Annotated in this window: 11 protein-coding genes; 6 read left to right on the top strand and 5 right to left on the bottom strand. The window is 31.3% G+C overall.

Annotated elements, in window-relative coordinates; all coding sequences use genetic code 11:
- Positions 1-28: 28 nt before the first annotated feature.
- The 4 genes from LQ189_RS05515 to LQ189_RS05500 all read left to right on the top strand — a co-directional run bounded on the left by LQ189_RS05515 (position 29) and on the right by LQ189_RS05500 (position 7,572).
- Entirely contained in the window at positions 29-826 is a 798-nt protein-coding gene (locus LQ189_RS05515) for a hypothetical protein (RefSeq protein WP_230154850.1), read from the top strand.
- A gap of 109 nt (positions 827-935) precedes the next feature.
- Entirely contained in the window at positions 936-5,006 is a 4,071-nt protein-coding gene (locus LQ189_RS05510; protein ID WP_230154848.1) for a PAS domain S-box protein, read from the top strand.
- Positions 5,007-5,070: 64 nt separating this feature from the next.
- Positions 5,071-5,931 (top strand): neutral zinc metallopeptidase, encoded by an 861-nt coding sequence (locus LQ189_RS05505; RefSeq protein ID WP_086454693.1) that lies wholly within the window; start codon positions 5,071-5,073, stop codon positions 5,929-5,931.
- A gap of 354 nt (positions 5,932-6,285) precedes the next feature.
- Entirely contained in the window at positions 6,286-7,572 is a 1,287-nt protein-coding gene (locus LQ189_RS05500) for a DEAD/DEAH box helicase (protein ID WP_086454694.1), read from the top strand.
- 182 nt (positions 7,573-7,754) lie between these two features.
- Here the strand turns inward: LQ189_RS05500 and LQ189_RS05495 are convergent, their stop codons facing one another.
- The 5 genes from LQ189_RS05495 to LQ189_RS05475 all read right to left on the bottom strand — a co-directional run bounded on the left by LQ189_RS05495 (position 7,755) and on the right by LQ189_RS05475 (position 13,742).
- The gene (locus LQ189_RS05495) at positions 7,755-8,708 is read right to left on the bottom strand and encodes a phosphoribosylaminoimidazolesuccinocarboxamide synthase (protein WP_230154846.1); all 954 of its coding nucleotides are present in this window, start codon (positions 8,706-8,708) and stop codon (positions 7,755-7,757) included.
- A 103-nt stretch (positions 8,709-8,811) separates the two neighbouring features.
- The gene (locus LQ189_RS05490; protein ID WP_230154844.1) at positions 8,812-11,160 is read right to left on the bottom strand and encodes a prolyl oligopeptidase family serine peptidase; all 2,349 of its coding nucleotides are present in this window, start codon (positions 11,158-11,160) and stop codon (positions 8,812-8,814) included.
- A 24-nt stretch (positions 11,161-11,184) separates the two neighbouring features.
- Positions 11,185-12,018: a Cof-type HAD-IIB family hydrolase gene (locus LQ189_RS05485; protein ID WP_230154842.1), complete on the bottom strand. Its 834-nt coding sequence runs from the start codon at positions 12,016-12,018 to the stop codon at positions 11,185-11,187.
- Positions 12,019-12,242: 224 nt separating this feature from the next.
- Positions 12,243-13,193 carry a PhoH family protein gene (locus LQ189_RS05480; protein ID WP_086455520.1) on the bottom strand — a complete coding sequence of 317 codons (951 nt, stop codon included), beginning with the start codon at positions 13,191-13,193 and terminating at the stop codon, positions 12,243-12,245.
- A 21-nt stretch (positions 13,194-13,214) separates the two neighbouring features.
- Complete coding sequence (locus LQ189_RS05475) at positions 13,215-13,742, bottom strand: hypothetical protein (protein ID WP_230154840.1); 528 nt, start codon at positions 13,740-13,742, stop codon at positions 13,215-13,217.
- A 122-nt stretch (positions 13,743-13,864) separates the two neighbouring features.
- Between LQ189_RS05475 and LQ189_RS05470 the strand changes: the two genes are divergently transcribed.
- On the top strand, positions 13,865-14,692 hold the full coding sequence (locus LQ189_RS05470; RefSeq protein WP_230154838.1) for an S-adenosyl-l-methionine hydroxide adenosyltransferase family protein: 828 nt from the start codon (positions 13,865-13,867) through the stop codon (positions 14,690-14,692).
- Positions 14,693-14,710: 18 nt separating this feature from the next.
- On the top strand, positions 14,711-15,007 hold the full coding sequence (locus LQ189_RS05465; RefSeq protein WP_144892034.1) for a putative quinol monooxygenase: 297 nt from the start codon (positions 14,711-14,713) through the stop codon (positions 15,005-15,007).
- Positions 15,008-15,031 lie beyond the last annotated feature (24 nt).

Genomic DNA, 15,031 nt, shown 5'->3' with positions numbered 1-15,031 from the left:
ATAATAATAACCATTAACCTCTTTTAAAATGAATGCAACTGTTAAAAAACGTATTGATGAAATTAAATCACAAGGCTACAACATAGATTTTGGCGATGTTTTTAATCAAACTATAGAAAACTATAAAAAAATTGCTATGTATGGCGGTCTAGTGCTTTTTTTGTTTTTTGTTGTTTTTATATTGGGGCTAAGTGGCATTTTCTCAGCAATTTTTGGAACCGATGAAGCTTTAAAAATTTTAAAATCAGAAGATCTCAAACCTGAAAATTTAGATCTTTATGGCTTATTAATTATATCCTTAATAAGTATTGCCATTGGCACATTAGTAAGTCCTTTTATAGCTGGATTATTTAAAATGGCTCATAACGCAGATAAAGATGAAGAATTTCATGTATCAACCATGTTTCATTATTACAAATCACCGTATTTTCAGGAGATTGTTATTGCTACATTTTTACTAAGTGTTTTAGATAGTTTAATTAATGGAGCTATAAACTATGTTGAAATACCTTTTTTAGGAGCTGTAATATCTGTTATAATTTCATTATTTACATTTTTAACTATTCCTTTAATAATTTTTGGAAATTTAAAAGCTATAAACGCTATAGAAAGTAGTGTAGTTGTTGTAGCTAAACAACCATTTATATTATTAGCACTGTTGGTTGTAGGAATAATAGCGGTATGCTTAGGAATTTTTGGCTGTTGTATTGGTATTCTTTTTACCATTCCATTTATATACGCTATGGTTTTTGTAATTTACAAATACATTATTGGTTTTCCTGAAAAGAAAGAAGAGGTAGTACCTACAAATTTTGAATCTCTGTAATAAAAAATAAAGCCAAAATTGATTTTGAAATCAATTTTGGCTTATTCAAATAAAAGTAGTAATTTGTTGTTTTTTATTTAATAAAATAACTAACTCAATTTAAGAAAATTTGAATCATTACTGCGGATACTTACCCTCAATCCCATTAAGCTACCTTTCAACAAGTTGGTTCACAACAACTATTTCAAGTAAATTGATTATGGTTTTTGATAAATTAGCAATAGATAATAATTTATTTAGGGTAATAAATCCATTTATTTTTTTATTGTTTTTTTTGCTAATTTTTAAATTCTCAAAAATTAGAACTTTACTGTATCCGGGATATATTAAAACATACCCACTTAAAGATGCTAAGAATGAAGAATATCAACTGTATTTTTTATTTTTGGGTTTAGCAATACCCGTTTTAGAAATTGTATTCGAAATATTTAAAGTACGAACAAAAAGTCTTTTAATACCAAACTTAATATTAGGAAGCCTTTTATTTTTGATTTATTTCCTAAGTCTTAAATCAAAATATGTTTATAAGTACATCCAAAAGATATTTAGAGTAGCTTTCCTTATTTCATTCATATTCATTTCACGAAATTTAATTGTATTTCCAGATGATAAAATTCCATTTGTTGCTTACATAATTACATTCTTTTTTTCCTATTCTATTATAAAATCTCAAAAGTGGTATTGGCTTTTTATTAGTTTAAATTTCATCTATATAACTACTCTTTTATTATTTGAGATTATTCCTTTTGACTCTGCTGTTTTACTCTTTAATTATTGCATTATAGTTGTTATTATTAATTATATACGGCGTCTTTCAATTACCAACTTAAAAAGCAAACTATCATTTCATAATCAAATTATAAATAAGGGAAACTCTCTAGTTTTAGCAACAAATGTAAAGGGAGAGGTTGTTTTTTGTAGCGAGAATATAGTTTCTATTTTAGGATATACTGTAGAGGAAGTATTGGGTTATGGCTATTGGGAACGCACTGATGACCATGATTTATACAGTGAGCAAGAAATTAAGGACTTTATAGATGATAAAATTTTTATAAGAAAATTAAAGTGTAAGAACGGAGAGTATAAATACATTCAATGGAATGATAAAAAATTCTCAAATAATTTAATTATAGGAATTGGTCAGGATGTTACAAAAGAAGTCCAGATTCAAGAGCAATACAAAAATGCAATTGAAGGAGCCATTGATTTAATCTATGAAGTAGATTATAAAGGTTTTTTAACTTTTGTTAATGATTTCACAATCAAAACTCTAGGCTTTGATTCTCAAGAACTCATTGGACAACATTTTTCCAAATTCATTCATACGGACTATTTAAATGAAATAGTTCAATTTTACTCCAAATTAGATAAATTTGAAAATCATTTCCCTACAATTGAATTTCCTTTATTCAAAAAAAATCATAAAAAAATATGGATCTCCCAAAAAGTAACAGTTCGAAAAAATAAAGATGGAAAAATAGTAGCTTTCTCTGCAATTGCACGAGACATTACGATACTAAAAAATATAAAAAAAGACACTAAAATAAGACATAAGAAAGTAAACGAATACAATAGAACGATTACTCAATTGTCTACGACTAATTTTAGCAACTATATCAATTTAGAAACTCGATTAATGAAAGTATTAGAAACTGCATCTATAGTTTCTAAATGTGATCGTGTGAGCTATTGGAAATATGAAAAAGACCGAATTACGTGTCAAAATTTATACAATTTAGAAAACAAAACTTTTGAAAAAGGTACTGTTCTAGAAAAAAAAGATTATCCCATTTACATAGATTCCATTCAAAGTAAGAAACAAATTTGTGCATCTAATGTTTTTAAAAAACATGAGTTATCAGAGTTTATAGATGACTATTTTATTCCATTAAACATAAAATCTGTTCTTGATATTCCTTTTTTTATTGATGGCGAATTAATGGGAATAGTATCTTTTGAAAATATAAAAAGCAAAAGAAAATGGGATAACGAAGATGTCAATTTTGCAAGATCAATTGCAGATATTATATCATTAACATTAATATCTCAAAGTAGATTTGAAACAGAAAAAAAATTAGAGTACAAAAGTGAATTGCTATCTGCAATGACACTTTGTACTGAAAAGTTTTTAAAAAGCAATAATATTGATGCTATTTTCTCTGATGTTTTAGTGATTATGGGTAAAGCTACAAAATCACATAGAACCTATTTTTATGAAAATAATGATCTAACAAAAACGATTAGTCAAAAATACAGATGGATTATAGAAAATGATACTTTAAATGAAGTCAATCAAAAACTACAGCACCTGCCTCATGAATATTTTGAAGAACTACTAACTCCCTTGTTATCCAATACTATTTATACAGCCGTAGTTCCCCAAATTGAAAACACATCTCTCCGAGAGAAATTAGAAAATATTAACGTTTTTTCAATCATTCTTTTTCCAATTTTTGTACGAGATAAATTTCACGGTTTCATTGGTTTTGATGACACCGAGAATGAAAGATATTGGTCTGAAGATGAAATAAATATTTTGCAAACATTAGCCCAAAACATTAGTTTATCATTGGAAAGAATTACAAATGAAAATGCTATTTATGAAAGTGAAGAAAAATTTAGATTGCTTGCCAATAATATACCAGGAACTGTTTACCTCTCTAATTATGATGCAAAAAGTACAAAAATTTATATAAATGATGAAATAGAGAATCTTACAGGTTATGACAAATCAGATTTCTTAAGCAATAAAGTTTTATTTATAGATTTGATTCATCCGGATGATAAAATTAAAACTATTGAAGCCCAAAAAAAAGCGATAGACTCAAAAAAACCAATTCATCTTACCTACAGAATTATTCATAAAAAAAACAATATTGTATGGGTTGAAGAGTTTGGCGATACTATTTATAAAAACGGAGAAATAGCATTTATTGAAGGTATATTTATTGATATCACCGAAAGAAAACAAGCCGAAACAATTGTTAAAGAAAAAGAACTTGCCGAAGCAGCAAATAAAGCAAAATCTGATTTTTTGGCCAATATGAGCCACGAGATAAGAACTCCCTTAAACGGTATTATTGGTTTTACTGATTTGTTAATGAGTACAAATTTGGGTGAAACTCAGGGAAAATACATGACCACAATAAGTCAATCAGCACATTCATTACTAAATATTATCAATGATATTCTTGATTTTTCTAAAATTGAAGCTGGAAAACTCGAGTTGTATTTTGAAATTTGCAATTTAAAAGATATGCTTTTGCAAGTTGTTGATTTGATACACTATGAAGCAAACCAAAAAAAACTGCATCTAGATTTAATTGTAGACAAAGACATTCCTTTACATTATTTGATAGACAGTGTTCGATTAAAGCAGGTACTTATCAACTTACTTGCCAATGCAGTAAAATTTACTGATACTGGATCAATAAAATTAATTGTTTCTGCAGTAAAACCCATAAATAACGGATACGCTACAATTCGTTTTGCAGTAGTTGATACTGGTATTGGGATATTAGAAGAAAATAAAAAGAAAATCTTTAAGGCTTTTTCACAAGAAGATGGATCCACTACTAGAAAATTTGGAGGTACAGGACTAGGATTAACTATATCCAATCAATTATTAGGTCTTATGAACAGTCAATTAAAGCTAGAAAGTGCCATCAATGTGGGAAGTACTTTTTATTTTGACCTAAAGTTAAAAGTTACTGATACCGTAATTAAAGAGAAAGTTGTAGAAAAAAACAAACTTAATATTCATAACAATCTCAAATTAGCAAACGATTTAAATACCAAGGTAATACACATTTTGATAGCAGAAGATAACAAAGTGAATATGCTACTCTTAAAAACCATTTTAAAAAATGAACCCTATCCAACTCAAATCCATGAAGCAAGCAACGGTTTAGAGGCTGTTAAAAAATTTGAAAACACTCCAATTGATATTATTTTTATGGATATTCAAATGCCTGTCATGAATGGGTACGAAGCCGCTCAATGCATTAGAAACTTGCAAAATGGAAAAACAATTCCTATAATAGCCATTACTGCTGGCGCTGAAAAAGAAGAAAAAGAAAAATGTATTGCTTCTGGAATGAATGATTACATATCAAAACCAATTATAAAAGGAATAATAGGCGACACTATTTCAAAGTGGATCATACAAAATAAAAAGTAATGTTGCTAATGTTAAAATAATATGTAATTTTAAATTTTAAATCAATTAATTAAAAAAATAATTTATGAAATGGAGTGGCAGACGTTCAAGTGAAAATTTTGAAGACAGAAGAGGAATGTCTTCTGGTGGAAAAACTATAGTAGGCGGGGGAATAATAGGTATTGTTATCCTTTTACTAAATACTTTTGGTGGAGAAAATGCTCAAATGATAACACCTATTCTTGAGCAAATGAATCAAGGACAAAGTGCACCCACAGAACAGAGAGCCTTAACTGCTGAAGAAATTGAAGAAGGAAAATTTGTTGAAGCCGTATTAGTTGATTCAGAGGATGTGTGGGATAAAATTTTTAAGGAAAATAATATGCAGTACAAAAGACCTAAATTAATTTTATTCTCACAAGGTGTAGATACAGAATGTGGTAGCGCAACCTCGGCCTCTGGTCCATTTTATTGTCCTGCAGATCAAAAAGTGTACATGGATTTAACATTCTTTAATGAGTTGAAAACTAAATTTGGGGCCCAAGGTGGTGATTTTGCAACAGCCTATGTAATTGCACACGAGATAGGACATCATGTTCAAACCTTACTAGGAACTTCGTCCAAAATGAGACAAATGCAACAAGGAAAAAGTCAGGCTGAAGCCAATAAACTATCTGTAGCTCTAGAATTACAAGCTGATTTTTATGCTGGCGTTTGGACACACTACAATCAAAAAATGAAAAATATCCTTGAAGAAGGTGATCTTGAAGAAGCATTAAGTGCCGCTCACGCTGTAGGTGATGATGCTATACAGGCAAAAATGCAAGGCCATATTGTTCCGGAATCCTTTACTCATGGTACCTCGGCCCAAAGAAAAGCTTGGTTTATGAAAGGATATAAAACTGGCGATATCAAACAAGGGAATACTTTTGCTGAAATCAATTAACACATTGTGGCATGTAGCATTGCAACTGCATGCCACATTTTTTTATTCAATTTGATCCAAAAAAATAATTTTCAGGTTTGATTCAAAAATATTCTTTATTGTAAAAATGATCTTTTGTAATTCATGAATAATCAATTATTGTTTTCATTTTCATGATTTTAGAGTGTTTTTACAAGCAATAATGTGATTAAAAAGCCTGTGCAAAACCCTTTCCACACTGTAAAACAACACTTTACACAAGTATCTTAAACAAAGAAAACCTATCAATCAAGAGATATCCAAAATAATGACATACCTTTGCGCCAAATTAAAGGAGCAAAATATATAAATGTGTTTGCTTCGTAAATACAATTTATGTCATTCAATTCATTAGGTTTATCTGATTCTTTACTCAAAGCAATCAGCAAAAAAGGGTACACTACCCCATCTCCAATTCAACAAAAAGCAATACCTCCCATACTTAAAGGCCAAGATGTTTTAGCATCTGCTCAAACTGGAACAGGAAAAACAGCAGGTTTTACGCTCCCAATATTGCAATTGTTATCTCAAAGTCAGCCAGTTCGCAATCGTCCAATTCGATCTTTAATCCTTACACCTACAAGAGAATTAGCAGCTCAGATATTAGCAAATATCAAAGAATACAGCGAATTTTTAGATTTAAAAAGTACGGTTATTTTTGGTGGAGTAAATCAAAATCCTCAAGTAACACAATTACGTCAAGGCATTGATATTCTGGTAGCAACGCCAGGAAGACTTATAGACTTACACAATCAAGGTTTGATTTCACTTGCAAAAGTGGAAATTTTAGTACTTGATGAAGCCGATAGAATGCTGGATATGGGATTTTTACGTGATATTGAAAGAGTACTGAAAGTTTTACCTCAAAAAAGACAAAACTTACTTTTCTCTGCAACTTTTTCAAAAGATATCAAGAAACTAGCAATGGGAATTCTTCAAAATCCTATTCAGGTTGAAGCAACTCCTGAGAACACTACTGTTGACGCCATAACCCAACTAATTTATCCTGTTGCCAAAGAGAAAAAAACCGAATTAATCATAAAACTGATTACCGAAGGGAACTGGAAACAAATTTTAGTGTTTACAAGAACCAAACAAGGCGCTAATAAACTAACTGAGTTTATGAACGATGCTGGTATTAAAGCTGCCGCAATTCACGGTAATAAAGGTCAAGGCGCTAGAACAAAAGCTTTGGAAGGTTTTAAAAATGGAAGTCTAACAGCTCTAGTAGCAACAGATATTGCAGCTCGTGGATTAGATATTCCATTATTACCGCATGTTGTAAATTTTGAATTACCTAACATACCAGAAGATTACGTTCATAGAATAGGTAGAACAGGTCGTGCTGGTGCAAATGGAAAAGCAATTTCATTGTTTAGTCCTGATGAGACTGTTTTTTTAAGAGATATCGAGAAATTAGTTGGGTTAACAATCCCAAAAGAAAACATAAAAGGTTTTGAGCCAGATCCAAACGCATCAAAAGAGCCTATAAAACAAGGGCAAGGTAGAACACAACGCTTTTCTGCACCCAAACAACCTAAAGTAGATGCAGCCAAAAAAACAAATAATTTTGGAAATAGACGTACTACTAGCTCAACCAACGAAAGACGAGTAAATAGGTAATTAATATAGATGCAAACTATAATTACTAAAAAGAATAAAGACCGTAAATCAAAACATGATTTACGGTCTTTTTATTTGATTACACTGATAATCTTTAAGAATGATAAAAAATGATTTTTTATAAAAATTATTGATACAAAAAAAATTCGCTATTCAAAATAGCGGATTTTACATTTTGATCGTTATTTACGAGACAAATAGTCTACTACATTAGCTTCAATTCTTGCATCAATGTTAGTGATATCTGCTTTTATAAACTTTTCACCTAATATATTTTCGTATAATTCGATATACCTTTCAGATACAGATTCTATATACTCATCTGTCATTTCAGGTATTTGTTGTCCTTCAAGTCCTTGAAAGCCATTTTCTATCAACCATCTTCTTACAAACTCTTTTGACAATTGTTTTTGTTCGGCACCATTATTTTGACGGTCTTGATATCCATCTGCATAAAAATAACGTGAAGAATCGGGAGTATGAATTTCATCAATCAAAACAATTTTACCTTCTTTGGTTTTACCAAATTCATATTTAGTATCCACCAAAATAAGACCTCTACCCGCTGCAATCTCTGTGCCTCTTTGATATAAATCTCTGGTATACTTTTCTAAGACAAGGTAGTCCTCAAGAGATACAATACCTTTACTTAAAATTTCTTCTCTTGAAATATCGGCATCGTGCTCTCCGTTATCTGCTTTAGTTGTAGGTGTAATTATTGGTTCAGGAAATTTATCGTTTTCTTTTAAATCATTAGGCATTGAAACGCCACAAATTTCTCTTTTACCAAGAGCATATTCGCGTGCCGCATGTCCAGACAAATAACCTCTAATAACCATTTCTACCTTAAATGGCTCACACAATTTCCCAACAGCTACATTTGGATCTGGTGTGTCAAGCAACCAATTTGGCACTATATCCGAGGTCAGTTCCATAAATCGGGTAGCAATTTGATTTAAAATTTGACCTTTGTACGGAATTCCTTTTGGTAAAACCACATCAAATGCAGAAAGCCTATCTGTAGCAACCATAACCAATAGTTCATCATTTATAGTGTATACTTCTCTTACTTTACCGCGGTAAACTGCTTTTTGATTGGGGAAATTGAAATTTGTAGTTGTAATTGTGTGGCTCATTTTATTAGTTGTGTGTGTGTTTAAATTGTAGCTGCAAATTTAAAACTATTTCATAAAGTATAGCAATGAATACCTCATTCAATTGTTTAATATTACAGGAAAACTATTTTTTGAGTAAGGTTTGATTGAATAAATCTAATATCCTGCTGTACTCATCAACCCATGAATACGTTTCTTTGAATCCGTGTGCTTCAACTGGAAAACTAGCTAAACTCCATTTTTTCTTACCCAATTCAATAAAACGCTGAGACAAACGAACAATATCCTTATACTCTACGTTATCATCAACCATTCCGTGCAACATCAATAAATCTCCTTGAAGATTATCCGCAAAATAAATTGGAGAACTTTTTTTGTACGCATCTGGATCTGTTTCAGGAAAATTTAAAATATTACCTGTGTAGCCATGATTGTAGTGTGCCCAATCTGTAACCGATCTAAGTGCTGCACCTGATGCAAACTCTTTTGGCGCTGTTAACATTCCCATTAAGGTAATAAAACCACCATAAGAACCTCCATAAATACCCACTTTTGAAGCATCTATACCATGATTTTCAACTAAGTACTTTTTTCCATCCAAGTGATCTGATAAATCTTTACCTCCCATAAAACGGTATATTCCAGTTCTAAAATCGCGTCCGTATCCATCACTACCTCTGTAATCAATGTCAAGAACCGTATATCCTTGATCTACTAACATGTTGTGAAACATATACTCTCTATGGTAGCTACTCCAATAATTGTGCGCATTCTGTAAATAACCTGCTCCATGTACAAATAAAATAGCCGCTTTATTAGCATTTGCTTGTTGAGGCTTGTACAATCTAGCATGTACGGTTGTACCATCTTGAGCTTTAAACGTAATAACTTCGGGTTCACGCCAAGAATAGGCTTTAAAACTTTCTGTTAACGATGCTGTAATTTGATCCAAAGAGGTATTGGTCTTGTTACTTGCAACATATAATTCCCAAGGTTTGTTTTTATAAGAATAGCGAACTAACAACGAACTTTCATCCGGAGATATACTTACTTCATGAGCACCATCATTAGTTAAAATAGGTTGCATTTTTTTTGTCGAAATATCAAGCTTGTAAAAACTTCTATTTCCTGGATGTGTGGTTGTAGTTGTTAGGTAAAATGCTTTTCTATCTTTAGCCAAAACTACTGATCGTACTTCCCAATTACCTTGCGTCAATTGAGTTTTAAGTTTTGATTTTAAATTGTAGGTGTACAAATGAGAATAACCGGTCTCTTCAGATTGAAAATAAACAGTCTCATTATCAGCTAAAAAACCAAGAGTTCCTCTCCCGAAAGAGCTTGACGGAATTCCAGGACCTCCAATCCATGCTTCGTCATGCTGATAATTTATTTCTTCAAAAGTATTTTTTTCAAGATTCAAACGTACTATCCAACGGTCTTTGTTATCTTGACTTCTTATCTCTGAAACGGCATAGCTACCATCATCATTATATATTGGCTCTTGAACAATAATTAATTTGTTCTTTTTCTCCACATTTTTATTTTTCTCATACAATTCAAAATATTTTGGTACATCTTGAATGTGGGTCAAAGTAGAAAAATTGATAAAATAAACAGAGTCTTTAGCAACATTATAAACACCAAACTTTGAAGGAATCAAATTATTTACAGAAACTTTTTCTTTAGTGTCAACAATATCATTGTAGCCACTTGCAGTAATAAAAGCCTCCATTTTTTCTCTTTTCCCCTCTACTTCTTCTAGTAATCTAAAAGTGGCATAATTGCCTTTAGGATCCATTTTTAACCCTCCAAAAGTATTTTTTCCATAAAAATAAGGTTTTGGGAAATCTGACATAGAAAGTTTAGCTTTTTCACCATTCCATTTTTTTAATGCTTCTTGATCTCTTACAAATTGGAACAACTCTTCTTGCTGGGTCTTTAAAAAAGTTTCTTTTTGAGAAGCAACCTCATCCGCTTTTCCCTTTCGGAAATTTGTAAGCTGAATCAAAGAACCTTCGTTAATGTTGTATTGAAAAATATTGTCATTCTGTCTAAAAAACAACAAACCCGCTGTTGCACTTACTTGCAAATTTGAAATGGGACTGCTGTGCTGAAACAACTTTTTAGAAACTTTATTTTTCAATGAGTACGAATACAAACGGCCTTTATCAAGATAAAAATACACATCTGGATTAGATGATTTTCTTAAATCTAATCTTGAAAAAACAACTTCACTAGCAGTTGCAAGTTCTGGTTTAGACATGCCTTTTTTCCAGAAATACGTACTATTTCCTAGTTCATTATGTGGGTTCCAGTCAAAATATACTTTTTGTCCATCTATTGACCATCTTTCGTTTTCTGGTTGCGAACCTATGAAAGCATTTCCTTTCATGATTTCCTCTAGCTTTAAGGTTTGGCTGTTAATTGTAACCGAAAATAGCATGCAAAGAAACAGTATTATATTTTTATTCATTTCAATTTGATTTAAGTTTAGTTGTTATTGTTGCAGTTCTAGTTTAGAGTTAATTATTTTGTTGGTGATGTAGTTTGCAACTCCATCAGTCTCATTGGTCGTTGTTATTTCAAGCTGCGGTAACAACTCTTTCAAACTTTGAGGAGCATTCTCCATAAGTACGCCTATTCCTGCCTCGCGGAGCATGTTTTCATCATTATAACCGTCCCCAAATACAAGTGTTTCTTGAAAACTAAAATTCTCAAGTTCAAGAATATTAGCAATAGCTACACTTTTATCTACTGATTTATCCATGAATTCTAAACAAAAAGGCAAACTAAAGGCATGATTAAATAATCCTTCATGTTTTTCTAAAATCCGATCTCTAACCGCTATTAGTTTTGAGTGGTTGTCGTGAGTAAACAATAATTTAATCCCAGCATAGTCTTCTAATTCATTAAAATTTACCAGCTCAGGACGATACCTTATTTCAGGTTGAAAATCATTTAACTTCTTATTGTATTTATTGGTAAACCAAATATCCTCTTTGAATAAAACCGTTGTAATATCTGGATCAATGTCAATGCTTAGTACTGATTGAATGTGATCACTTTTTATATCAAACGAATAAAGTAACTTTTTATCAGGGGCATGAATACGAGCACCATTTGACGAGACCAAATAAACGGGAAATCCTAGTGAATCAAGTATTGGCATCGCATCAAGATGATGACGCCCAGTTGCAACAATGATTATATAATTAAGACGGTGAAGTTTTTGAAAAACAGAAATGGTTCTATCTGAAATTGTATGATTTGAGTTGAGTAATGTCCCATCTAAATCACTAACTATAACTTTAATATTCTTGTTTACAATCATTTTTTTTCTAAAAAATTCATACCCTCAAAACTATTCTATTTTTTAAACAATGAAAAGAGAACGTACTTTTTTTTGGTGTAGCATTATGTTAAAATAAAATGCCAATTTCAATACAAAACCTTTTACAAACTATCATTTCAAAAAAAAAAAGACAGATTCTTTAAAAATTAAAAATCGGGGATGGCATTGTATTGCAATCCCCGATTTCAATATTAAAAAAAGTTCTAGTCGTTATTTTCAATCATTTTGTAAGCATCAATAACTTTCTTAACCAGTCTATGACGTACAATATCTTTATCATCCAGGTAAATAATTCCTATTCCATCAATATCTTTTAAAACTAACAAAGCTTCTTTAAGTCCTGATATGGTTCGCCTTGGTAAATCTACCTGACCCGGATCACCTGTAATCATAAACTTAGCACTTTTACCCATACGCGTTAAGAACATTTTCATTTGGGAATGAGTCGTGTTTTGAGCTTCATCTAAGATTACAAAAGCATTATCCAGTGTTCTACCCCTCATGAAAGCAAGTGGAGCAATTTGAATAATGCCTTTTAAAATATAATCTTCTAATTTTTCATTAGGCAACATGTCTCGTAGCGCATCATACAATGGCTGCATGTATGGATCCAGTTTCTCTTTCATATCGCCGGGTAAGAAACCTAGATTTTCTCCAGCTTCAACTGCAGGTCTAGTCAAAATAATTCTTTTAACCTGTTTTTCTTTCAATGCTTTCACAGCCATAGCAACACCGGTATATGTTTTCCCAGTTCCTGCTGGACCAACTGCAAATACCATATCGTTTTTTTCAAGCGTATCAACAAGCAATTGCTGGTTAGGAGTCATGGCTTTAATTATTTTGCCCCCCACACCATGTACTAAAATTTTGTCACTTCCTTGAAATTTGCGATCTTCTTGTGCATCTCCCATAATAACTCTTTCAATAACATTATTATCTATGTTGTTGTAACGCGTAAAATGAAGCATCAATCGTTGAAATCGTTTTTCAAATTCGTCTAAAACTTCCTTTTCTCCAAAAGCCTTGAGTGTAGTTCCTCTTGCAACGATTTTTAATTTTGGATAATATTTTTTTATGGATTCAAGATGAGTGTCTTGAGCGCCCCAAAAGTCTTTTGGAGCGATGTCTATGAGCTCAATTATTCTTTCGTTCAAGTGGTTGTATGTTTAGATGTTTTATTTTAAAGTTAATCGAAGTCCTACACCGTTTGAATTGGTTATCAAATCTACTTTGGTGCTTTCAAACTGATTGTTACCTATAGCGTTCTGATTGTTATATTCAGTCACTACATTTTTAATTTTCTTTGAGAAACCAATTTTGACAGGAATCGCAATTATGATTGCTGCAACACCAATATAAGTTAACAACGAAGGATAACTGTTTTTCTCATCTTGAAGAGCATACTGTCCACCCCCAATAGGAGTTGCAGATATTCCAGAAGCAGTAACTCCCTTAACTAAATCAGCAGTCAGAAATCCAAGTCCACCAATAAGCAATATGTTTCCAGCTGTTTTTTTAGATCTGCCATCATTGTAATCTGCACGTAGTTGTTGATTCCCTTTTAATATTTCCCTTACTTGATTAGGTCTTATTTTTTGGCTTTCAGAATCTAAAATGTTTCCATTTGACTTGTACACTAATTTTTGAGAATGCAATTGTATACTACAAAAGAAAAGTAAAAGAAAAAAAAACGGTTTGATCATTGGTTTGTTTTAAATTGAAATTAAAATTCTGTTTAAATTAAAGCTTAAAATACTTTAGCTTTGCGTTTCTCAAATTTAATGAAAATTAGGTTTACAAAACAGCAATAGTTATAAACAAATTTATGTCAATAATTACCCTTACTACCGATTACGGCTTGAAAGACCACTTTGTAGGTGCGTTGAAGGGAAAAATTTTATCTCAATATGCTGAGGCAACAATTATTGATATCTCACATGAAATTGATCCTTTTAATACTGTAGAGGCCAGTTATTGTGTGAGCGCATCATACAACAGTTTCCCTAAAAGTAGCATACACCTCATAGGAGTAGATATGGAGCGTAATAAAGAAAACCAACATATTGCAATGCAATGGAATGATCATTATTTTATTGCTGCTGATAATGGTATTTTGAGTATGCTTTCGCAAAAAGTATATCCGCAAGAAATTGTAGCCATAGACATTCATGATCAATTAGACCAAGATGCTGTTGACCTTGATGCATTTGTATTCGTAGCATGTCATTTAGCTAAAGGTGGCGCTCTAAAAACCATAGGCACTCCCATTGATACACTAAAAGAAGTAACAGATTTAAATGCGGTTTTAGCTATTGATGGAAATTCGTTAAAAGGACATGTAGTTTATATAGATCACTTTGGGAACGTTGTTACTAATATATCCAAAGAATATTTCAATCAAGTAGCACAAGGAAGATCTTATGAAATTGTTTTAAAAACTAAAAATATTAAAAACATATTGCCAAATTATTCTGCTATTGCAAAAAATGACAAATATCCCATTAAATCCTATGAAGGTGAAAAACTAGCTATCTTTAATGAAGCAGGCTACTTAGAAATTGCTATTTTTAGAAGTAATCCTTCAAAAGTAGGATCAGCAAGTAGCTTATTAGGACTGAATTATAGAGATGTTATTATTATAAAATTTATATAAAGTTTAAACCAAAATCTAATGTTTGTACGCATTGTAAAATTAAGTTTTCATGAGGAACATATTCCGGCATTTTTAGAAAACTTTGAGTTAATGAAAGATAAAATACGAAATGCGCCTGGAAATCGTTTCTTAGAATTGTATCAAGATAAAAACAACAAAAGTATTTTCTTTACCTACAGTTATTGGGAAACCGAAGCCGATTTAGAAAATTACAGAAATTCTAAACTATTTTATAATGTGTGGACTTTCACCAAAAAATTATTCAACGATAAACCCGAAGCGTGGAGCGTAGATAAATTAGTTACTTTAGAGTAAAAAATAGTTTAAAGTTTAAGGTTT

This window comes from Flavobacterium sp. CECT 9288 (assembly GCF_918731615.1).
Lineage (GTDB): Bacteria > Bacteroidota > Bacteroidia > Flavobacteriales > Flavobacteriaceae > Flavobacterium.
This window is presented reverse-complemented; position numbering and strand designations above follow the sequence as displayed.

Coding starts and splice junctions, on each gene's coding strand:
- LQ189_RS05485 (WP_230154842.1), bottom strand. CDS start 12,018: ATGATTGTAAACAAGAATATTAAAGTTATAGTTAGTGATTTAGATGGG.
- LQ189_RS05470 (WP_230154838.1), top strand. CDS start 13,865: ATGTCAATAATTACCCTTACTACCGATTACGGCTTGAAAGACCACTTT.
- LQ189_RS05495 (WP_230154846.1), bottom strand. CDS start 8,708: ATGAGCCACACAATTACAACTACAAATTTCAATTTCCCCAATCAAAAA.
- LQ189_RS05515 (WP_230154850.1), top strand. CDS start 29: ATGAATGCAACTGTTAAAAAACGTATTGATGAAATTAAATCACAAGGC.
- LQ189_RS05490 (WP_230154844.1), bottom strand. CDS start 11,160: ATGAATAAAAATATAATACTGTTTCTTTGCATGCTATTTTCGGTTACA.
- LQ189_RS05500 (WP_086454694.1), top strand. CDS start 6,286: ATGTCATTCAATTCATTAGGTTTATCTGATTCTTTACTCAAAGCAATC.
- LQ189_RS05505 (WP_086454693.1), top strand. CDS start 5,071: ATGAAATGGAGTGGCAGACGTTCAAGTGAAAATTTTGAAGACAGAAGA.
- LQ189_RS05475 (WP_230154840.1), bottom strand. CDS start 13,742: ATGATCAAACCGTTTTTTTTTCTTTTACTTTTCTTTTGTAGTATACAA.
- LQ189_RS05465 (WP_144892034.1), top strand. CDS start 14,711: ATGTTTGTACGCATTGTAAAATTAAGTTTTCATGAGGAACATATTCCG.